The sequence below is a fragment of the Comamonas aquatica genome, from assembly GCF_018064205.1.
GTDB lineage: Bacteria > Pseudomonadota > Gammaproteobacteria > Burkholderiales > Burkholderiaceae_C > Comamonas > Comamonas aquatica.
Map to the genome: position 1 here is coordinate 3,139,952 of NZ_CP072916.1, position 21,037 is coordinate 3,160,988.

17 protein-coding genes and 3 pseudogenes are annotated in these 21,037 nt (G+C 66.8%); 10 read left to right on the forward strand and 10 right to left on the reverse strand.

The window, feature by feature from the left end; genetic code table 11:
* Nucleotides 1-11: 11 nt before the first annotated feature.
* The 6 genes from KAQ61_RS14765 (at nucleotide 12) to KAQ61_RS14790 (ending at nucleotide 7,073) form a co-directional block, all read left to right on the forward strand.
* A complete protein-coding gene (locus KAQ61_RS14765) occupies nucleotides 12-941 on the forward strand; it encodes a branched-chain amino acid ABC transporter permease (protein ID WP_043381900.1) in 930 nt (309 codons plus the stop codon).
* A 33-nt stretch (nucleotides 942-974) separates the two neighbouring features.
* A complete protein-coding gene (locus tag KAQ61_RS14770; protein ID WP_154164710.1) occupies nucleotides 975-2,051 on the forward strand; it encodes a branched-chain amino acid ABC transporter permease in 1,077 nt (358 codons plus the stop codon).
* 77 nt (nucleotides 2,052-2,128) lie between these two features.
* The gene (locus KAQ61_RS14775; protein ID WP_042419450.1) at nucleotides 2,129-3,451 is read left to right on the forward strand and encodes an ABC transporter substrate-binding protein; all 1,323 of its coding nucleotides are present in this window, start codon (nucleotides 2,129-2,131) and stop codon (nucleotides 3,449-3,451) included.
* A gap of 136 nt (nucleotides 3,452-3,587) precedes the next feature.
* Entirely contained in the window at nucleotides 3,588-4,397 is an 810-nt protein-coding gene (locus tag KAQ61_RS14780) for an ABC transporter ATP-binding protein (protein ID WP_042419448.1), read from the forward strand.
* Between the two features lie 94 nt (nucleotides 4,398-4,491).
* Nucleotides 4,492-5,739, forward strand: coding sequence for a phenylacetate--CoA ligase family protein (locus tag KAQ61_RS14785; RefSeq protein ID WP_183302253.1), 1,248 nt, complete (start codon nucleotides 4,492-4,494; stop codon nucleotides 5,737-5,739).
* 344 nt (nucleotides 5,740-6,083) lie between these two features.
* Entirely contained in the window at nucleotides 6,084-7,073 is a 990-nt protein-coding gene (locus KAQ61_RS14790; RefSeq protein WP_042419442.1) for a tripartite tricarboxylate transporter substrate-binding protein, read from the forward strand.
* Between the two features lie 129 nt (nucleotides 7,074-7,202).
* Here KAQ61_RS14790 and KAQ61_RS14795 read toward each other — a convergent pair whose 3' ends face one another.
* The 3 genes from KAQ61_RS14795 to KAQ61_RS14805 all read right to left on the reverse strand — a co-directional run bounded on the left by KAQ61_RS14795 (nucleotide 7,203) and on the right by KAQ61_RS14805 (nucleotide 9,556).
* Complete coding sequence (locus tag KAQ61_RS14795; protein ID WP_042419439.1) at nucleotides 7,203-7,550, reverse strand: DUF1840 domain-containing protein; 348 nt, start codon at nucleotides 7,548-7,550, stop codon at nucleotides 7,203-7,205.
* Between the two features lie 5 nt (nucleotides 7,551-7,555).
* Nucleotides 7,556-8,821 (reverse strand): class I SAM-dependent methyltransferase, encoded by a 1,266-nt coding sequence (locus tag KAQ61_RS14800; RefSeq protein ID WP_210929671.1) that lies wholly within the window; start codon nucleotides 8,819-8,821, stop codon nucleotides 7,556-7,558.
* A 120-nt stretch (nucleotides 8,822-8,941) separates the two neighbouring features.
* Nucleotides 8,942-9,556, reverse strand: coding sequence for a hypothetical protein (locus KAQ61_RS14805; RefSeq protein WP_210929672.1), 615 nt, complete (start codon nucleotides 9,554-9,556; stop codon nucleotides 8,942-8,944).
* A 120-nt stretch (nucleotides 9,557-9,676) separates the two neighbouring features.
* Here KAQ61_RS14805 and KAQ61_RS14810 point away from each other — a divergent pair, with 120 nt between their 5' ends.
* The gene (locus KAQ61_RS14810; RefSeq protein ID WP_210929673.1) at nucleotides 9,677-9,967 is read left to right on the forward strand and encodes a polyhydroxyalkanoic acid system family protein; all 291 of its coding nucleotides are present in this window, start codon (nucleotides 9,677-9,679) and stop codon (nucleotides 9,965-9,967) included.
* Nucleotides 9,968-10,126: 159 nt separating this feature from the next.
* Here KAQ61_RS14810 and KAQ61_RS14815 read toward each other — a convergent pair whose 3' ends face one another.
* The 5 genes and pseudogenes from KAQ61_RS14815 to KAQ61_RS14840 form a co-directional block, all read right to left on the reverse strand.
* Nucleotides 10,127-10,381 (reverse strand): acyl-CoA-binding protein, encoded by a 255-nt coding sequence (locus KAQ61_RS14815; protein ID WP_210929674.1) that lies wholly within the window; start codon nucleotides 10,379-10,381, stop codon nucleotides 10,127-10,129.
* Between the two features lie 153 nt (nucleotides 10,382-10,534).
* Nucleotides 10,535-11,548, reverse strand: a pseudogene (locus tag KAQ61_RS18885) (porin).
* Between the two features lie 222 nt (nucleotides 11,549-11,770).
* Entirely contained in the window at nucleotides 11,771-13,438 is a 1,668-nt protein-coding gene (locus KAQ61_RS14830; protein ID WP_244982908.1) for an ABC transporter permease, read from the reverse strand.
* A 40-nt stretch (nucleotides 13,439-13,478) separates the two neighbouring features.
* Nucleotides 13,479-14,459, reverse strand: coding sequence for an ABC transporter substrate-binding protein (locus KAQ61_RS14835; RefSeq protein ID WP_210929677.1), 981 nt, complete (start codon nucleotides 14,457-14,459; stop codon nucleotides 13,479-13,481).
* Nucleotides 14,460-14,507: 48 nt separating this feature from the next.
* Entirely contained in the window at nucleotides 14,508-15,593 is a 1,086-nt protein-coding gene (locus KAQ61_RS14840) for an ABC transporter ATP-binding protein (protein WP_210931938.1), read from the reverse strand.
* 115 nt (nucleotides 15,594-15,708) lie between these two features.
* On the opposite strand from KAQ61_RS14840, the gene KAQ61_RS14845 reads away from it, so the two are divergent.
* On the forward strand, nucleotides 15,709-17,757 hold the full coding sequence (locus tag KAQ61_RS14845) for a molybdopterin-containing oxidoreductase family protein (protein ID WP_210929678.1): 2,049 nt from the start codon (nucleotides 15,709-15,711) through the stop codon (nucleotides 17,755-17,757).
* A 53-nt stretch (nucleotides 17,758-17,810) separates the two neighbouring features.
* Here KAQ61_RS14845 and KAQ61_RS14850 read toward each other — a convergent pair.
* Nucleotides 17,811-18,699: pseudogene (locus KAQ61_RS14850) on the reverse strand (LysR substrate-binding domain-containing protein).
* A gap of 75 nt (nucleotides 18,700-18,774) precedes the next feature.
* Between KAQ61_RS14850 and KAQ61_RS14855 the strand changes: the two are divergent.
* Nucleotides 18,775-19,661, forward strand: a pseudogene (locus tag KAQ61_RS14855) (pirin family protein).
* Nucleotides 19,662-19,727: 66 nt separating this feature from the next.
* Complete coding sequence (ycaC, locus tag KAQ61_RS14860; protein WP_210929679.1) at nucleotides 19,728-20,357, forward strand: isochorismate family cysteine hydrolase YcaC; 630 nt, start codon at nucleotides 19,728-19,730, stop codon at nucleotides 20,355-20,357.
* A 102-nt stretch (nucleotides 20,358-20,459) separates the two neighbouring features.
* Here ycaC and KAQ61_RS14865 read toward each other — a convergent pair whose 3' ends face one another.
* Entirely contained in the window at nucleotides 20,460-20,858 is a 399-nt protein-coding gene (locus KAQ61_RS14865) for a winged helix-turn-helix transcriptional regulator (RefSeq protein ID WP_210929680.1), read from the reverse strand.
* Between the last annotated feature and the right edge of the window lie 179 nt (nucleotides 20,859-21,037).

The following is a 21,037-nucleotide window of genomic DNA, read 5'->3' on the forward strand; positions in this document are numbered from 1 at the left end:
GGAGACTCGCAATGGCATTCTTTCTGGAAACCCTGTTTGGCGGCCTGATGGCCGGCATGCTGTATGCCCTGGTGGCCCTCGGCTTCGTGCTGATCTTCAAGGCCTCGGGTGTCTTCAACTTCGCCCAAGGCGCCATGGTGCTGTTCGCGGCCCTGGCGATGGCGCGCTTTGCGGAGTGGATTCCGCAGTGGACCGGCCTGGAAAGCAAGCTGGTGGCCAACGTCGCGGCCTTTGTGATCGCTGCCGCCATCATGTTCGTCTGCGCCTGGATCATCGAACGCCTGGTGCTGCGCCACCTGGTGAACCAGGACGCCGCCACGCTGCTGATGGCCACGCTAGGCATCACCTACTTCATGGAAGGCGTGGGCCAGACGCTGTTCGGCAGCGAGATCTACAAGATCGACATCGGCATGCCCAAGGACCCGGTGTTCGTGCTGGACTCGGTGTTTGACGGCGGCGTGATGATCAACCAGGAAGACGTGATCGCAGCCGTGATCGCCGCCTGCCTGGTGGCCGCCCTGTCCATCTTCTTCCAGAAGACCGGCACCGGCCGCGCACTGCGCGCCGTGGCCGACGACCACCAGGCCGCCCAGTCCATCGGCATTCCGCTGAACCGCATCTGGGTCATCGTCTGGTGCGTGGCCGGCATCGTGGCCCTGGTGGCCGGGATGATCTGGGGCTCCAAGCTGGGCGTGCAGTTCACTCTCACAACCGTAGCACTCCGCGCTCTCCCAGTGGTCATTTTGGGCGGTTTGACCTCGGTGCCCGGCGCCATCATTGGCGGCCTGATCATCGGTGTGGGCGAGAAGCTGTCCGAGGTCTACCTGGGTCCCTATGTGGGCGGCGGCATCGAGATCTGGTTCGCCTACGTGCTGGCCCTGGTGTTCCTGCTGTTCCGTCCGCAAGGGCTGTTTGGCGAAAAGATCATCGACCGCGTCTGACCGGTCCACCCCCAGAACAATTAGGAGACACACATGTTCTATCGTGAGAACGGTCAGTTCAAAACCAGCTACCGGGCCGACCAGCAGATCTTCACCATCCGCCAGGACAAGATCGCCATCCTGGTGCTGATCGCCGCCGCCTTCCTGGTGGTGCCGATGTTCGCCTCGGACTACTTCTACCGCGCCATCCTGATCCCGCTGGTCATCATGTCGCTGGCCGCGCTGGGTGTGAACATCCTGGTGGGCTACTGCGGCCAGATCTCGCTGGGCTCGGGGGCTTTCATGGCGGTGGGGGCCTACGGCGCCTACAACGTCATCGTGCGCATCCCCGGCATGCCGCTGATTCCGGCCCTCATCCTGGGCGGCCTGTGCGCCACCTTCTTCGGCATCCTGTTCGGCCTGCCCAGCCTGCGCGTCAAGGGCCTGTACCTGGCGGTGGCCACGCTGGCCGCGCAGTTCTTCAGCGACTGGATGTTCCTGCGCATCAAGTGGTTCACCAACAACTCGCCCTCGGGCTCGGTGTCGGTCTCGGACCTGCAGGTCTTCGGCATGGCCATCGACTCGGCCCAGTCCAAGTACCTGTTCTGCCTGAGTGTGCTGGTAGTGCTGGCCCTGCTGGCCAAGAACCTAGTGCGCGGCGCCATCGGCCGCGAGTGGATGGCCATCCGCGACATGGACGTGGCCGCCAGCGTGATCGGCATCCGCCCTATGTACGCCAAGCTCAGTGCGTTTGCCGTCAGCTCCTTCATCGTCGGCGTGGCCGGTGCGCTGTGGGCCTTTGTGCACCTGAGCGCCTGGGAGCCGGCCGCCTTCTCGGTGGACATCTCCTTCAAGCTGCTGTTCATGGTGATCATCGGCGGCCTAGGCTCCATCATGGGCAGCTTCTTCGGCGCGGCCTTCATCGTGGTGCTGCCCATCTTCCTGAGCCTGCTGCTGCCTGCCCTGGCCAACCTGTTCGGCTTCGAGATTTCCACGGCCGGCGTGTCGCACGCGGAATTCATCATCTTCGGCGGCCTGATCGTCTGGTTCCTGATCGTCGAGCCCCATGGACTGGCCAAGCTGTGGTCCATCGGCAAGCAGAAGATGCGCGTCTGGCCTTTCCCGCATTGATCGAGTTTCAAGGTGTGTGTGCGCGTGTTGCGCGTTTTCGGTGACGTTAGAGATCCATCCCAACAAGGAGACAAACCATGAAGTTCACCCGTCTGGCCCTGGCGGCCACCCTGGTTGCCGCCGGTGCCGGCTTTGCTGGCAGCGCAGCGGCACAAGCCAACGAGCAATTCATTCCCCTGCTGTCCTACCGCACCGGCGCCTATGCCCCCAACGGCATTCCATGGGCCAACGGCAAGCAGGACTACCTGAAGCTGATCAACGAGCGCGACGGTGGCATCAACGGCGTCAAGATTGCCTATGAAGAGTGCGAAACCGGATACGCCACCGACCGTGGCGTGGAGTGCTACGAACGCCTGAAGAGCAAGCCTTTCGTGGCCGCGATCGACCCCCAGGCCACCGGCATCACCTTCGCGCTGACCGAAAAGGCGCCCGTGGACAAGATCCCGCTGATCACGCTGGGCTATGGCCTGTCGATCGCCAAGGACGGCAATGCCTTCCAGTGGAACTTTCCCTTCATGGGCAGCTACTGGACCGGCGCGGACATCCTGATCCAGCACATCGGCAAGAAGGCCGGCGGCCTGGACAAGCTCAAGGGCAAGAAGATTGCGCTGATCTACCACGACAGCCCCTTCGGCAAGGAACCCATCCCGGTGCTGCAGGAACGCGCCAAGATGCACGGCTTCGAGCTGCAGCTGCTGCCCGTGACCGCGCCCGGCGTGGAGCAGAAGGCCACCTGGCTGCAGCTGCGCCAGAGCCGCCCCGACTTTGCCCTGCTGTGGGGCTGGGGCGTGATGAACTCCACCGCACTGAAGGAGGCCCAGGCCACCGGCTTCCCGCGTGACAAGCTGTATGGCGTGTGGTGGGCCGGTGCCGAACCCGATGTCCGCGACGTGGGCGAAGGTGCCAAGGGCTACCAGACCCTGGCACTGAACGGCTATGGCCAGAACACCAAGGTGGCGCAGGACGTGCTCAAGCACGTGCACGACAAGAAGGCCGGCACCGGCCCGCGCGACGAAGTCGGCTCCGTGCTCTACACCCGCGGCATGATCATCTCCATGCTGACCGTGGAAGCCATCCGCACCGCGCAGGAGAAGTTCGGCAAGGGCAAGCCCATGACCGGCGAGCAGGTGCGCTGGGGCTACGAAAACCTGAACCTGACGGACGCGCGCCTGAAGGAGCTGGGCTTCGACGAAATCATGCGTCCGCTCAAGACCAGCTGCGGCGACCACATGGGTTCCACCTGGGCCCGCATCCACACCTGGGACGGCAAGAAGTGGAACATGGGCAGCGACTGGTACCAGTCGGATGACAAGGTGATCGAGCCGCTGATCAAGGAACAGGGCGACAAGTACCTGGCCGACAAGAAGCACACCCGCCGCGCCGCCGCGGACTGCAAGTAATGCAGCACGGGCTGGACCTCCTGGTGCCAGCCCGGCTCCAGCACTTGTGCAACGGCACTGCCCGCTTCGGCGCAGTGTCCAGCCGACAGCCCTGCCACCCATGCGCAGGCCTGTCGATTGGTTGAAAGGCACGACTATGCAAGCACAGAACATCGTCCTCAGCGTCAACGGCATTGAGGTCATCTACAACCACGTCATCCTGGTGCTCAAGGGTGTCTCGCTACAGCTGCCCGAAAAGGGCATCGTGGCCCTGCTCGGCGGCAATGGTGCCGGCAAGACCACCACCTTGCGCGCCATCTCCAACCTGCTCAAGGGCGAGCGGGGCGAGGTGACCAAGGGCAGCATCGAGCTGCGCGGCGAACAGATCCAGAACCTGTCGCCCGCGGACCTCGTCAAACGGGGCGTGGTGCAGGTCATGGAAGGGCGGCACTGCTTCGCCCACCTGACCATCGAAGAAAACCTGATGACCGGCAGCTACACCCGCAGCGACAAGGGCGAGATCGCGGCCAACCTGGAGAAGGTCTACAACTACTTCCCGCGCCTGAAGACGCGCCGCACCAGCCAGGCGGCCTACACCTCGGGCGGCGAGCAGCAGATGTGCGCCATCGGCCGCGCCATCATGAGCAACCCCAACATCGTGCTGCTGGACGAACCCTCGATGGGCCTGGCGCCGCAGATCGTGGAAGAGGTGTTCAACATCGTCAAGGACCTGAACGCCAAGGAAGGCACGACCTTCCTGCTGGCCGAGCAGAACACCAACATGGCGCTGAAGTACGCCGACTACGGCTACATCATGGAAAGCGGCCGCATCGTGATGGATGGCCCCGCGGCCGACCTGGCCTCCAACGAAGACGTCAAGGAGTTCTACCTGGGCGTGGGCGGCGGCGAGCGCAAGAGCTTCAAGGACGTCAAAAGCTACAAGCGCCGCAAGCGCTGGCTGGCCTGAAGACCCCAAATCCATAGCTGGATGCGCCCGCCAGCAGGGCGCAAACGACCCATTTCGCCTTCCATTCTCACCCCCCAAGTTTCGGAGCATTCGCATGAGCCAGCATTACGACGATCTGGAGACCCGCGCCCCGGCCGCGCGCGAAGCCGCGCTGATGGCGGCCCTGCCGGCCCAGGTGGCCCATGCGCAGCAGCACGCGCCCGCCTTTGCCCGCATCCTGGCGGGGGTGCAGGCGGGCGACATCCACTCGCGCGCTGCCCTGGCCCAGCTGCCGGTGACCCGCAAGTACGAACTGCTGGCCACCCAGCAGGCCCACCGCGCCAGCAGCCCTTTCGGCGGCTTTGCCACCCAGGCCTTCGGCGCACGCATGCCCCGTGTGTTCGCCAGCCCCGGCACCATCTATGAGCCCGAAGGCACGCGCCCGGACTACTGGCGCATGGCCCGCGCCATCTACGCGGCGGGCTTTCGCCCCGGCGAGCTGATCCACAACTGCTTCAGCTACCACTTCGTGCCCGCCGGCTCGATGATGGAAACCGGGGCCCACGCCTTGGGCTGCAGCGTGTTCCCCGGCGGCACCGGCCAGACCGAGCAGCAGGTGCAGGCAATGGCCGAGCTGCAGGCGGCCGGCTACATCGGCACCCCCAGCTTCCTCAAGCTCATCCTGGAAAAGGCCGAACACCTGGGCGTGGCCCTGCCCCAGATGCGCAAGGCCCTGGTCAGTGGCGAAGCCTTCCCGCCCTCGCTGCGGGACTGGCTGCAGGCACGGGGCGTGACGGCCTACCAGTGCTACGCGACCGCCGACCTGGGCCTGATCGCCTATGAAACCTCGGCCCGCGAAGGCCTGGTCCTGGACGAGGGGGTGATCGTGGAGATCGTGCGCCCCGGCACCGGAGACCCCGTGCCCGAGGGCGAGGTGGGCGAGCTGGTGATCACCACCCTGAACCCCGATTACCCACTGATCCGCTTCGGCACCGGCGACCTCTCGGCCGTGCTGCCCGGCACCTGCCCCACGGGGCGCACCAACCTGCGCATCAAGGGCTGGATGGGCCGTGCCGACCAGACCACCAAGGTGCGCGGCATGTTCGTGCACCCCGGCCAGGTCTCGGAAGTGGTCAAGCGCTTCCCCCAGGCCGGCAAGGCGCGTCTGGTGGTCAGCGGCGAGATGGCCAACGACCAGATGACGATGCTGGTCGAGAGCACCGAGACCGCGCCCGGCCTGGCGCAGCTGATGGCCGAGGCCGTGCGCGAAGTCACCAAGCTGCGCGCCGACGTGCAGCTGGTGGCACCGGGCAGCCTGCCCAACGACGGCAAGGTGATCGAGGATGCCCGCAGCTACGCCTGAATTCCCGCATTGCAAAAATTAGTACGCATGATGCAAAAAAAGCACAGATGACCCTTGGGTGGGCGGGCCGCACCGGCCGCCCATGGAAGCTTCACACACCCACTTCACAGGCCCTCCGGGCCTGTTTTGTTTGGTGAACAAGTCAAAAAATGCGCGCATTTACTCGAAATTTCACGAATTTAAAGTCACCTTGGCAACACTACTGCCGCACGCCGTTGATTGATTTCGCGCAAGCATTTTCCGTTCTTAGAATTTTTTCCGGACAACCTAGGGAATGTGCGGAGATGGCATCCCACCACATATTCATAGCATTCCCCCCTTACAAGCGTTAGGAGATACACACAATGGCCCAGACATTCCGCATTGCCGCCATCGCCTTGGCAGCCGCCGCCACTTCGTTCGGTGTGGCAGCCCAAGATTTCCCTGGCAGCAAGAACATCACCGTCGTCGTTCCCTTCACCGCCGGCGGCCCCACCGATCGCGTGGCCCGCGACCTGGCAGAAGCCCTGCGCAAGCCCCTGGGTGGCGCCACCGTGGTGATCGAAAACGTGGCCGGTGCCGGCAGCTCCATCGGCGCCGCCAAGGTGGCCCGCGCCAATCCCGATGGCTACACCCTGCTGCTGAACCACATTGGCATGTCGACCATGCCTTCGCTGTACCGCAAGCTGCCGTTCGACGTGCTGAACGACTTCGAATTCCTGGGCATCGTCAACGACGTGCCCATGACCGTGATTGGCCGCCCCACCCTGGAAGCCAAAAACTTCGCCGAACTGCGCGAGTACATCAACAAGAACAAGGAAAAGGTCAACATCGGTCACTCGGGCCTGGGTTCCGCCGGCCACCTGTGCGGCCTGATGTTCCAGAGCGCGATGGCCACGCAGATGACCACCGTGCCCTACAAGGGCGCGGCCCCTGCGATCACCGACCTGATGGGCGGCACCATCGACCTGATGTGCGACCAGACCACCAACACCTCGTCGCAGATCGAAGGCAAGAAGGTCAAGGCCTACGGCGTGACCACGCTGCAGCCGCTGAAGGCCCCCGCCCTGAAAGACATCCCCACCCTGGACTCTTCGGGCCTGAAGGGCTTCAATGTGACCGTCTGGCACGGCCTGTACGCCCCCAAGGGCACCCCAGCCGCAGTCCTGACCAAGCTGAACAACGCCCTGAAGCAGGCCGTGAAGGACCCCGAGTTCGTCCGCAAGCAGGAAGGCCTGGGCGCCGTGGTGGTGGCCGACAACCGTGTCGAACCCGCCGAACACAAGAAGTTCGTGGCCAAGGAAATCGAAACCTGGGGCAAGGTCATCAAGGCCGCCGGCCAGTTCGCCGACTAAGGCCTTGGGCCCAGGGCATGGCACAGCGCCATGCCCACCAAAAAAATCGCCCGGGCGCACACGCACCCAGGCGATTTTTTTATGCCAGCGACCCGCGGCGCACCTTCGCGCAGCGGGCCCGGTCTGGCGTCAGAGGTGCCAGGTCACTGGCTTGCCCTCGGCCGCACTGCGGCGCAACATGTCGGCAAAGGGCACCACCCGCTGGCGCAGGCTGACGGAGCCCAGCTGCGCCGATGCGAGGGCCGCCTTGGCCACATCCTCGTGCGCCGAGGACTGCATTTCGATTTCGATTGCCTTGCGCTTGGCATCGTCCTCGGCCACGGCGCGCTCCAGTACATCCAAGGCATGCGGGATCTGCTCGACCGTCACAATGCCAGGCTCCCCCACCTGCTTGTCCAGCAGCTTCAGCAACTGCTCGGCGGTGGCTTTCAGCATGATCAAGTCGGCCGTAGCGCGTGATTGAAAGGTGTAGGCCATCTTGCTTATCCTTTTGGGTACATGTAGTCACGTTGGAACGCATAGTCAGATTGCGCGCCTCGCAAGCAGCCGGTCTGGATCTCACCGGACGGGCGTATCGCCAGCATTTGGTGCAGACCCATCCAGCCTTGCTCGAACCCCATCGCACAACCTGCCAGATACAAGCGATAGGCACGCAACGCGCGACCTGAGCGCTCAGTATCAGTTTGTACCGCCAAAATGCGCTGCGCAGCGTCCAGTTGCGCTTCCAATGCGTCAGACCACGTCCATAGTGTGCGCGCATAGTGCGGGCGCAGGTTCTCGGTGTCGACCATTTCCAGCCCCGCTTCAGCCATGGTCTGCAGCAGCGTGCTGACATGCACCAGCTCGCCACCGGGGAAGATGTAGCGGTCGATGAAGTCCCCCATGCCGGCGCCCAGTTGCCGGTTGCGCGTGCCGCCCGCGGTGATGCCGTGGATCAGGGCCAGCGCCCCGGGGCGCAGCAGCCGGTAGACGGTCTGGAAGTACTCCGGCAGGTTGGCCTGCCCCACATGCTCGAACATGCCGACCGAGGCCAGCTTGTCGTAGGACGCATCGCTCAGTTGGCGGTAGTCGCACAGCTCCACCTGCACGCGCCCCTGCAGGCCCAGGGTCTCGATCAGGTGACGCACATGGTTGAACTGGTTGCGCGACAGCGTGATGCCCTTGGCCTGCACGCCGTGGTGCTGGGCCGCCCAGATGATCAGCCCGCCCCAGCCACAGCCCACGTCCAGCAAGCGCTCGCCCGGGTGCAGGTCCAGCTTGCGGCAGATGTGCTCCAGCTTGGCCTCCTGGGCCTGGGCCAGGCTCATCTGCGGCTCGCGGTAATAGGCGCAGGAGTAGACCCGGCGCGGATCCAGCCAGAGGGCATAGAAATCGTCGGACAGGTCGTAGTGGAACTGCACCTGCTGCGCGTCGCGCTCCAGCGTGTGCAAGGCCATGGACCGCGCGCGCGCCATGACCTGGGACCACCAGCTGGCCGTGCCCCGCACGGGATCGGTCTGCAGCAGCCCCAGGGCTGCGGCCATCACATCGCGCATGCTGCCATGCACCTCGACCCAGCCTTCGACGATGGCAGCCCCCAGCGAGCCGATCTGCCCCTGGGCCAGCGCCAGGTAAGCCTCGGGGGCGCGCAGCACCACCAGCACCTGCCAGGACGCAGGGCCGATGCGCTGCCCCGATGGCAGCTCCACCGCCATCGGGACTGGCAGCGCCGCCAGCCGGGCTTCCAAGGCAGCCAGCATGTGTTTCATGCGTCCGATTGTTGGAGCCCGGATCGCCGCGCGTCAATGCGCGCCACGCCGTGGCGTTGACAGACTTTTTCCCGTGTTACCGGTGCTGTCGCTTTTCCACGGCAGATGGGGCAGTGGCGCTCAGACCGTGCCGACCAGCTTCTTGTACGCGGCCAGCGTGTTGCGCGACACGGACTGCAGCACCTGCTCGTACGTGGTCTTCTGGCGCGCCATCAGGCGCATGGAGGCGATGGTGCGCGTCTTGCAGAACCAGTGGCAGGTGTGCTGCAGCAGCAGCAGCTCAGCCGTCATGGTGAAGGCCATGCGCTTGCGTGTGTCCGGGTCCACCCCGTCCGGTGCGCAGGCGTCGCGCACGGCCCGCGCATGCAGCTGCAGGGCCTCGCGCATGTCGAAGGTGTGGGCAGGCATCAGGCGGTCGAAGTACGGCAGCGCCAGTGGCAAGGTGCTGACCCGGGTGTCCTGGGCGTTTTCCTGGGCAAAGCTGTCGGCCAGCCGCTGCAGCTGGTCGGCCAGTGTCTTTTCGCTGTTGTCCAGGATGGCCCAGACCTGCTGGCGCCGCTCGGGCTCCTTTTCGTCCAGGGCGCGCATATAGCCCTCGATCAAGCCCCCCATGAGCTTTTCCACCTGGGTCGGCGCCAGGTGCGCCCCCAGCAGGCGCACACGGCGGCGGTGCTCCATGCCTTGCAGCACATAGATGCCGATCGAGCCCACGATAATCCACGTCAAAAAATCCATAGTGCGAAGTCCGCCTGCCTGCAACAATCCAGCCCCCAGTGTATTCAGCCCAGGCGCGCCCTGGGTACCGCTGGACTTTTATGATCCGCCGTTTTGGCCCTTGCCTGATTGCTCCGTCCCGTGTCCCAGATCCTGATTGAACGCTCCCACACCCTCGGCCTGGAGGCCGCCCGCCAGCACGCCCGGCACTGGGCCGCACAGGCCACCGCCAAGTTCGGCGTGCAATGCCGCTATGAGGCCGGCAGCACGCAGGACGTGCTGCACTTTGACGGCAGCGGCATGCAGGGCCAGCTGCAGGTCAGCGCCGAGCAGCTGCGCCTGGAGGCCGAGCTGGGCTTTCTGGCCACGATGTTCCAGGAGAAGATCGAGGCCAAGCTGCACGCGCAGTTCGACGCCATGCTGGCATCCTGAAAAGATAGCTGGCTGCGCTTGTCGCACCTGGAATTCATTGCCAAAAGCCTATGAAAACCTTGCATCAAGCGCGCTGAATGCTCCTTTTTTCACAGCATCCGACAGCAAAAAGGCAGCCTGGGCTGCCTTTGCTTTTTTTAGGAACGAACCGAATGGCGCTCAGCGCAACGACTCGATCAGGTCGATGTACTGCTGCTTGGCGTCGTCCAGGGACATGTCCTTGAGCTTTTCCCAGGCATCCCACTTGGCGCGACCCACCATGTCGGTGAAGCTGGGTTTCTTGGCCTCGTTGTCGCCTTCGGTGGCCTGCTTGTACAGGGCATAGATCTTCAGCAACGTGGCGTTGTCGGGGCGCTCGCTGAGCGATGTGGAATTCTTCACGGCGGCGTCGAACGCGGCTTGCAGATCGGACATGGACGGGTCTCCTGTGGTGTAGTGATGGGGCGCAGTGTAGCCAAAATCGCGTCAAAAAGCACGATCGTGCGAAAGCAAAAAAAGGCGTGCAGGCACGCCTGCACGCCAACCACCTCGGAGTTCGCGGCACCCGCAGGCGCCGCCGCCTTGTTGTTAGAACTTGTGGATCACGCCCACGGCCATGGTGTTGTCGCGGGCCAGGCTGAACGCGGTCTCGGCCTTGCTGTTCACGCTGCCGTAGGCGGCATACAGCGCCGTGCGCTTGGACAGGCTGTAGTTGGCGAACAGTTCGAAGGCGTTGGCGCCTTCCTTGGCCGACTTGGTGCCATCGGCATTCTTCACATTCGTCAGGCGAGCGAACTGCGCACCGACCTTCCAGGCACCGATGGGCGCTGCGATACCGATGCCGATGCCGTCGCCTTCGGTGGTCTTCTCGTTGCGGGTGTAGATCACGCTGGCTTCGGCCACGCCGAAGTTGTACTTGGCGCCCAGCGCATAGCCGTTGCGGTTGTCGGTGGCGCCCACGGCGGCCTGGGTCGACATGCTCTTGGGCTGGAAGGCGGCGCCAAGGGTCAGGCCCCCGGTCTGGTAGCTGGCGGCCAGCTGCAGGAAGTCCTTCTTGTCGCCGGCCGTGCCGCTGACGGTTTCGGAGAAACCGTAGGCCACGCGCGCCTGGAAGCCGCCCAGCTTGGGCGTGGCGTACTAGACCTGGTTGGACTGGCGCGAGCTCATGAACGAGCCATTGGCGGCGATGCCAAGCACCTTCATGGCGCTGGAGCCATCGGCCGTGCCATTCAGGTCAAACGTGCCCATCAGGCGGTTCTGGGGGGTGGTGGTGCGGCCCAGCATCACTTCGCCAAAGCTGCCCGACAGCCCCACCCACGACTGGCGCTTGAAACCCTCGGCCCAGGCCCCGGTGTCGCTGCCGATCTCGCCCTCCAGCTGGAAGTTCGCCTTCAGGCCGTTGCCCAGGTCTTCCGAGCCGCGGAAGCCCAGCTTCGAGGTGTCGGTATAGCCGCTCATCATTTCGGCACTGGCATCGCTCTTGTAGCCGCGGCCCACGCTGGTATCGATCACGCCGTACACCGTCACGTTCGACTGTGCGGCCGCGCTGCCGGCGGCAGCGGCCAAAACCATGGCCAGCGCCACGTGCATTTGCTTGTTCATGTTCCGTTCCCTTGGGTTGTGAATCACGCCGAGTGCATCGCCCGGCGCTGGCTGCGATTGGAAAATTCGGAGATGACAAGGCCACGTCGGGCAGATGACGATTTGGTTGCGCACCACAGGCACCCGCTGCAAGGCCACCAACCGTGGCGCCGGGCGCCCGGCACACGCCCAGGGCCGGGGTGCCCCAGCGGAACCAGGGGCCGCCAAGGGGCGCGCGGCGGATCAGTGGCCGGGGCGCGGTGCCAGGCGTGCGGCCAGCAGCACCAGCAGGGCCGTCAGGCCGATGGCGATCAGGCTCATGGCCATGCCCTCGCCGACCGAGCCCTGCTCGAACTGGCGCCAGACATAGACCGACACCGTCTGCACCCCGGTCGGCGCCAGCAGCAGCGAGGCCACCAGTTCGCGCGAGGCGATGGCAAACACCAGCAGCATGGCCGCCGCCACGCTGGGCGCCAGCAGCGGCGCCACCACCCGCGCCAGCATCTGCCACAGGCTGGCCCCGTGCACGCGCGCAGCCGATTCCAGTTGCACGCTCACCTGCTGCAAGGCGGCGTTGGCATAGCGGATGGGATAGGGCAAGAGCAGGCAGGCATAGGCCAGCAGCAGGATCAGCCAGGTGTTGTAGGGCGTGACCGGCAGCCACGGCTGGTTCCAGGCCAGGATCAACCCCACGGCCACCACGATGCCCGGCATGGCGTTCGGAAGCACCGACAGCACGTCCAGCGCCAGGGCCGTGCGGGTGCGCAGGCGCACGCTGCAGTAGGCCACCAGGGCCCCGAACACGCCCACCAGCAGCGCGGCCGCCAGCGCCAGCGCAAAGCTGGTGCCCAGGGCCTGCAGCGCTTCGGAGCCAGCCCCCAGAATCGACCGGAAGTGGCGCAGCGTCCAGTTGTCCCAGGCCAACCCGCCCGACAGCGTGCCCGTGAACGCCGTGCCCCCGATCGCCAGCAAGGGCAGTAGCGTGGCACACACGGCCACGGCCGCAAACAGCAGCAGCACCGGCAGGCGCCAGACGCCCAGGGCCGCGCGGTGCAGGGCCTGTGGCTTGCCGTCGGTGGCCTCATAGCCACGGCCGGCCATCAGCCGCCGCTGGCCCACATAGGCCAGCACCGCCAGCAGCATCAGCACCAGCGACAGCAGGGCCGCGCCCGGCAGGTCAATGGGCCAGTCGGACAGGCGCTGCTCGATGGCCGTCACCAGCACCGCAAAGCCCACGTGAGAGGCCAGCACCGCCGGCGTGCCGTATTCCTCGATCGTCATGGCAAACACCAGCAACCCGCTGGCCGCCAGGGCCGGCAGCGTCAGGGGCAGGGTGACGCGCCACAGCGCCTGCCAGGGGCTGGCCCCGCAGACCCGGGCCACCACCGCCAGACGGGCGCCCGCCGCAGCCGCCGCCCGCGACACGGCGAAGTACACCACCGGGAACAGGTTCAGCACCATGACCAGCACCACGCCCGGCACCGAAAACAGCAGCCCCGCCGCGTGCTGGCCCGTGGCCTGCTGCAGGTAACCGGCGGGCTGCAGCAACAGGATCCAGCCCATGGCCGCAATGTAGGGCGGCACCATGAAGGGCACCAGAAAGCACAGGTCCCACAGGGCGCTGCCCGGCAGCCGCCCCAGTCCGCGCAGCAGCCCCAGGGGCAGACCCAGCAGCAGGCAGCCCAGCACCACCCACACGCCCAGGGACACGGTGTTGCCCAGCAACTGGGCCATGGCCGTGTCCTGCCAGACCTGCCGCCAGTGCGCCAGCGGCTGCGCCCAGTCGGCCTGCGCCGCACCGGGGAACACGGCCTGCAGCAGCACAAAGGCCACCGGCACCACCACCAGCACGCCCATGCCCAGCATGGCGGCACCGGGCAGCAGCGTGCCCCCTCGTTGCAACGGCATCATCGGTTCCATTCCTTGCCGGCGCCCGGTGGGGCGCCGTGCATCACTTGCGCACGAACAGTTCGTCAAAGCGCTGCAGCAACGCCGCACGCCCGGCGCGCTGGGCGTCGGACTCCGGGGGCCAGGCCTGGAAGCTGCCCAGCACCGGGCGCAGGGCCGGCACATCGCTGCGCGCGGGCAGCAGGTAGGACTTGGCGACGATGCGCTGCCCCTCGTCCGACAGCACATAGTCCACGAAACGCTTGGCCTGCTCGACTTTGGCGCTGCGCTTGAAGATCATCATGGGCCGCGCCGCCACCACCGTGCCGCTGCGCGGGAAGATGATCTCGACCTTCTCGCCCTTGGCCTGGGCCGCGTAGGTCACATAGTCGACCGCGCCGAACACGACCGCCTTGGCCCCCTGCAGCACCGGGTTCAAGGCCTGGGCGTTGGCGCCGGCAATGTGCATGCCGTTGGCGCGCAGCTCGCCGAACAGCTTCCAGGCCTGGGCACCGTGCTGCGACTGCAGGCCGGAGATCAGCTCCAGCGCCGTGCCCGACTTGCTCGGGTCGGGCATGTTGACCTTGCCCTGGAAGGCCGGCTCCGCCAGGTCCTTCCAGTCGCTGGGGCGCGGTGTGCCGCTGGACGGGTTCCAGGCCAGCGCCAGCGCCGACAGGCCCTGGGCCACGTACGACGGCCCCTGGTAGGCGGCGGGCACGGTCTTGGCATTCGGGCTGCGGTAGTTCAGCAGCCAGCCGCGCTGGTGCAGGTCCAGCGCGCTGTCCCACGAGGCCGAGATCAGCACATCGACGCGGGGGTTGCCGGCCTCGGATTCCACGCGCGCCATGACCTTGCCCGAGTCGGCCTGGAAGACCTCGACCTTCTCGCCACCCTGCTGCTCGAAGCCCTGGGCCAGTTCCTTGATCAGGCCGGCCGGGCCGGCGGTATAGACCGTCAGCGCCTGGGCCACCGGCTGCAGGGCCACCAACACCAGGGCGCCGACCACACCGGGGCGCAGCACACGAAACCAGGGGCGTGAATGCATGTTCATCGTTCCATCCAAACAGTGAGAAAACAGAAGGCGGGCGCGGCCTCAGTCCACCGCGGCAAACCAGTGCAGGCGCTGCATGTCCAGGCGCAGCGGCACGCGGGCGCCGGCAGGCAGGCGTTCGCTGCTGTGCACGCGCACCGGCTGGCCCCAGTCGGCATCGATCCAGGTGTCGAACTGGCCGCAGCGGTAGTGCTGCGACAGCACGCGGCCCTGCACGGGCAGGTGGTCGTCCTGCTGCGCCGCGCCCAGCGCCAGCGCCCCATGGGGCAGCAGCAACTGCCCCTGTGCCGCGGTGCTTGGCACCACCGGCGGCACCAGGCAGCGCCACTGCGCGCCCGCCACCTGCCAGTGGCTGCCCTGCCACTGCGCATCCAGCAGGGTGCCCAGCTTCAGGAACTGCGCCACCTGGCGCGTGCGCGGTGCGGACCACAGGGCCTGCGGCGCATCCAGCTGGTGAAAACGCCCGTCCATGACCACGGCCACGCGGTCCGCCAGGGCGCAGGCTTCCTCGTGGTCGTGCGTGACGTAGACGGCGGTGCAGCCCAGCTCGCGCAGCAGGCTGCCCATCTCGGCGCACAGGCTCTCGCGCAGGTCGCGGTCCAGGTTGGACAGGGGTTCGTCAAACAGCACCAGCTGCGGTCGCGCCACGACGGCCCGCGCCAATGCCACGCGCTGCTGCTGGCCGCCGGACAGGCTGGACGGCGCCCGTGCGCCCAGGCCCTGCAGGCCGACCAGGGCCAGCGCCTCGTCCACGCGGCGCGCGGCCTCCTGGCGCGGCACGCCGCGCATGCGCAGCGTAAAACCGACATTGCCCTGCACGCTGAGGTGCGGCCACAGGGCGTAATCCTGGAACACCATGCCCAGGCCGCGCTGCTCGGGCGGCACGCTGTGCCCGGCCGTGGCCACGCAGGTGTCGCCCATCCAGACTTCGCCGGCGCTGGGCTGCTCCAGCCCGGCCAGGATTTTCAGCAAGGTGGTCTTGCCGCAGCCCGAGGGGCCCAGCAGGGCGATGATTTCGCCGGGGGCGATGTCCAGGTCCAGGCCGTCCAGCACGGTGCGGTCGCCGTAGACGCGGCGCAGCCCCTGCACCCGCACGGCGGCCCCTGGCATCTTGGTGTTATGGGTCATTTGCACGATGGCGGCATGCTAGGCCGCGGGCGTGACAAATCCGTGTCAGCCGCATGCGCCAGGGTGGCGCGCCATGCTTAAATCAGCACCCCACCCTGGAACTGCCCCGTTTGCCATGTCTGTGACCCACATCCTCGGCGCCTGCCCCCACGACTGCCCCGACACCTGCTCGCTCACCACCACGGTCATCGACGGCGTGGCCACCAAGGTGCAAGGCAACCCCGACCACCCCATGACCGGCGGCGTGCTATGCGCCAAGGTCAGCAAGTACACCCAGCGCACCTACCACGCCGACCGCGTGCTGCAGCCCCTCAAACGCAGCGGCCCCAAGGGCAGCGGCCAGTTCACCCCGGTCAGCTGGGACGAGGCCCTGCGCGACATCGCCCAGCGCCTGCACACGATTGCGCAGCGCCAGCCCGAGGCCATCCTGCCCTACAGCTATGCCGGCACCATGGGCCAGGTGCAGGGCGAGAGCATGGACCGGCGCTTCTTCCACCAGCTGGGTGCCAGCCTGCTGGACCGCACCATCTGCGCCAGCGCCGGCAGCGAGGCCCTGGCCGCCACCTACGGCGGCAAGCTGGGCATGCGCATGGAGTTCTTTGCCGAGAGCCAGCTGATCCTGATCTGGGGCAGCAACAGCATTGCCAGCAACCTGCACTTCTGGCGCCTGGCCCAGGAGGCCAAGCGCAATGGCGCCAAGCTGGTGTGCATCGACCCGCGCAAGAGCGAGACCGCCGAGAAGTGCCACGAGCACCTGCAGCTGCTGCCCGGCACCGACGCCGCCCTGGCCCTGGCGCTGATGCACGAGCTCATCCAGAACGACTGGCTGGACCACGACTACATCGCCCAGCACACCCTGGGCTGGGAGGCCCTGCGCGCCCGGGCACTGGAGTGGCCGCCCGAGCGCGCCGCCCAGGTCTGCGGCCTGCCTGTGGAGCAGATCCGCCAACTGGCGCGCGACTACGGCACCACCCGGCCGGCCGCCATCCGCCTGAACTACGGCATGCAGCGCGTGCGCGGCGGTGGCAATGCCGTGCGCGCCATCGCCTGCCTGCCGGCCCTGGTCGGCGCCTGGCGCCACCGTGCGGGCGGCCTGCTGCTGTCCAGCTCGGGCGTGTCACCCTTCAACAAGGCGGCCCTGCAACTGCCCCAACTGCTGGGCAACCGCCGCCCGCGCACACTGAACATGAGCACCATCGGCGACGTGCTGTTGCACCCCGGCGATGCGCAGTTCGGCCCGCAGGTCGAGGCCGTGGTGGTCTACAACAGCAACCCCGTGGCCGTGGCCCCGGAATCGGCCAAGGTGGCCGCCGGCTTTGCGCGCGAGGACCTGTTCACCGTGGTGCTGGAGCATTTCCTGACCGACACCGCCGACCACGCCGACTACGTGCTGCCCGCCACCACGCAGCTGGAGCACTGGGACATCCATGGCAGCTACGGCCACACCGATGTGCTGCTGAACCGCCCGGCCATCGCCCCCGAAGGCCAGTCGCGCAGCAACGCCCAGATCTTCCGCGACCTGGCCGCGCAGATGGCGCAGCTGGACCCGGCCTTTGCCGCCCCGCACTTTTCCGAGCCGGATGAGGCGCTGTGCCGCACGGCGCTTTCGGGGACAGCTATGGATTTCGAAAGCCTGCTGACCCAGGGCTTTGCCCACATCCCGGTGGCCGAGGCGCCGTTTGCCCAGGGCGGCTTTGCCACGCCGTCGGGCAAGTGCGAGTTCGACAACCCGCGGCTGGCCGCGCTGGGCATCAACACCCTGCCCGACCACGTGCCCAATTACGAGCCACCCACGGCCGCCCACCCGCTGGCCATGATCTCGCCGCCGGCGCGCAACTTCCTGAACAGCACCTTCGCGAATGTCGCCAGCCTGGCGCGCATGGAAGAGCGCCCGCTGCTGGAGCTGCACCCCGAGGACGCCGCCGCGCGCGGCATTGCCGATGGCGACCGGCTGCGCGTCTTCAACGCGCGGGGCAGCCACGTCTGCCACGCCGCCGTCAACGGCCGGGCACGGCCCGGGGTGGTGGTGGGCCTGGGCATCTGGTGGCGCAAGCAGGGCGCCAACGGCACCAACGTGAACGAGCTGACCCACCAGCAGCTGACCGACATCGGCCGCGCGCCCTGCTTCTACGACTGCGCGGTGCAGGTGGAGCGGCTGGCCTAGTTCGCGCCCCGGGCACGCCGGCGGCTGCGCACCACGGCGGCGCACGCCCTGCCTCAGTCCTCGGCCAGGGCCTGGAACTGCTGGACCAGAAAATCCAGCAGCGCCCGCACCGCGGGCAACTGCCCCCGGCGTGAGGCGTAGACGGCGTGGATCACCTCGACCCGTGGGGCCCAGCCCGGCAGCACCTGCACCAGGCTGCCGCGCGCCAATTCGGCGCGAATGAACATGCTGGGCAACTGCACCACGCCCACGCCGGCCAGGGCCGCATCGCGCAGCGCCAGCATGGATGGAGTCACCAGGCGCGGCTGGTGGCGCACCTCGGCGCGCTCCTGGTTCGGCCCCAGCAGCACCCAGCGGTGGCTGTCCTGGGGCTGGCCCATGTCCAGGCTGGGCCAGCGCGTCAGGTCCATGGGCCCCAGGGCCGGACCAATGCGCTCCAGCAGCGCAGGGCTGGCCACCAGGCACTGGTGGCGCTCGGCCAGCTGGCGCAGCACCAGCTCGCTGTCCTGCAGCGGCGGCGGGCGCACGCGGATCGCCAGATCCAGCCCCTCGGCCACCACGTCCACACGGCGGTTGGTCTCGTCCACCTGCAGGCTCACCCGCGGGTGCTGGGCCATGAACGCCGCCAGCATCGGCCCCACGCGCGCCGCCAGCAGCGCCACCGGGCAGCTCAGGCGCACCACGCCGCAGGGCTCGCTGTGCGTCAGGGCCACGGATTCCTCGGCCGCCGCCGCCTCGGTCAGCATGGCGCGGCAGTGCTCGTAGCAACGCTTGCCCAGCTCGGTCACGGCAAAGCTACGCGCCCAGGCGCTCTTCCAGCAGGGCGATGTGCTGGCTGTGCTTGGACTTGGGAATACCCAGGGCCCGCCCCGCCGGGGCGAAACCGCCGTGCTCCTCCACCAGCGCGAAGTAGTACAGGGGATTCAGGTCCGGGAGCTTCATCGTTTTAAAAATGGAACGCTGCATGCGATTTTTGCAGTCCAGCCAAACAATCGTTCCAAATTCAAAATTCCTCCCATGTTGAAAAAGATTCTGGGTGTCTACGAAGCCCACCCCGCCCCCACTGGGTGGGCAACGGCTTTCCCGTGCGTTCGCTGTTCAGCTACGCCGACCACGGCCAGGCGCTGAACCCCTTCCTGCTGCTGGACCATGCCGGTCCCCAGCACTTCCAGCCCACGCAGGGCCGGCGTGGCGTGGGCACGCACCCGCACCGCGGCTTCGAGACAGTGACCATCGTCTACGAGGGCGAGGTCGCCCACCGCGACTCCACCGGCGCGGGCGGCACCATCGGCCCCGGCGATGTGCAGTGGATGACGGCCGCCTCGGGCATCCTGCACGAGGAGTTCCACGCCGAAACCTTCGCCCGCTCTGGCGGCCCGCTGGAGATGGTGCAGCTGTGGGTCAACCTGCCGGCCCGCGACAAGCTGTCCGCCCCCGGCTACCAAACCCTGCTGAAGGCCGACATTCCGCGCGTGGCGTTGCCTGACGGCGCCGGTTCGGTGCGTGTGATTGCCGGCGACTTTGCTGCCGCCCATGGGCCGGCCCGCACGTTCACGTCCATCCATCTGTGGGATGTGCGCCTGAACGCCGGTGCCTGCACCGAACTGCAGGCCCAGCCCGGCCACACGCTGGCCCTGGTGGTGCTGCACGGCACGGTGATGGTCAACGGCCAGGAGGTGGTGCGCGCCGGCCAGCTGGTGCACCTGGACCGCGCCGCCGACAGCGTGCACCTGGAGGCCAACAACGAAGTCACCTTGCTGTGGCTGTCGGGCGAACCCATTGACGAACCCGTGGTCGGCCATGGCCCTTTCGTGATGAACACCGCAGCCGAGATCGAACAGGCCCTGGACGACTTCCGCAGCGGTCGCTTCGGGCGCATGCCCCAGTCCCACGCCCTGGCCTGAGCCTGGTTTTCCCCGTCCGGCGCGCGCCTGCGCCGTATGCTTTCCCCCGCTCTCAAGGAGACTCCCATGAGCAACAAACCCTATATCCGCCTCGACAAAGACAACGCCGCCGTGCTGCTGGTGGACCACCAGACCGGCCTGCTGTCCCTGGTGCGCGACATCGACCCGGACAAGTTCAAGAACAACGTGCTGGCCCTGGCCGACATGGCCGAATACTTCAACCTACCCACCATCCTGACCACCAGCTTCGAAACCGGCCCCAACGGCCCGCTGGTGCCCGAGCTGAAAGCCCAATTCCCCGACGCGCCCTACATCGCCCGCCCTGGCCAGATCAACGCCTGGGACAACGAAGATTTCGTGCAGGCCGTGAAGGCGACCGGCAAGAAACAGCTGATCGTCGCCGGCGTGGTGACCGAGGTCTGCGTGGCCTTCCCCGTGCTGTCGGCCCTGGCGGAAGGCTTTGAGGTGTTTGTGATCGCCGATGCCTCGGGCACCTTCAACCCCATGACCCAGCAGGCCGCCTGGAGCCGCATGGAGCAGGCAGGCGCCCAGCTGATGACCTGGTTCGGTGCGGCCTGCGAACTGCACCGCGACTGGCGCAATGACATCGAGGGCCTGGGGACGCTGTTTGCCAACCACATCCCCGACTACCGCAACCTGATCCACAGCTACACCACGCTGACCGCCGCCAAGTAAGCGCTACAGCCTCGCCCCCCAGCCCGCCGGTGTGTGCCGCCTGCGGGCTTTGGGCGGTGGTGGATTGAAATGGATAGCTGCTTGCGCTGGAGGGACAAGCGTTCAAGCCTGTTGTTGCTGCAAATCGGGCAGGCAGCTGGCGCCGTGCTGATCCGCGTCGTGCAGGGGCTCGGCCGGGGCAAAGTTCTGGCTGTAGGCGATGCCCCAGTTGCGCATGGCGATCAGCACCGGCTGCAGGCTGCGGCCCAGTTCGGTCAGCGCATAGTCCACGCGCGGCGGCACCTCGGCATACACCGTGCGCGCCACAATGCCGGCGTCTTCCAGCTCGCGCAGCTGCAGCGTCAGCATGCGCTGGGTGATGCCGGGGATGGCACGGCCCAGCTCGCCAAAGCGCTTCTTGCCGTGCAGCAGCTGGAACAGGATGATGGGCTTCCAGGTGCCGCCCATCACCGACAGCGTCACCTCCACGGCGCAGCCGCTCTTGCTATTCAAACGTTTCATGCGGCCTCCTGCGCCTGGTGCTGGGTGGCCCGGGGGCCGGTGTATCCGATGCTGCCGCAAGGCCGCGCGGCCTGCATTGCTTACATTTTTAATACTACCCCACAAATATGTTGGTACTGGTCATGCCGCGCGGTAGCGCGCACCATGGCGGCCATCCTTCACTGCCCGCAAAGATCGCC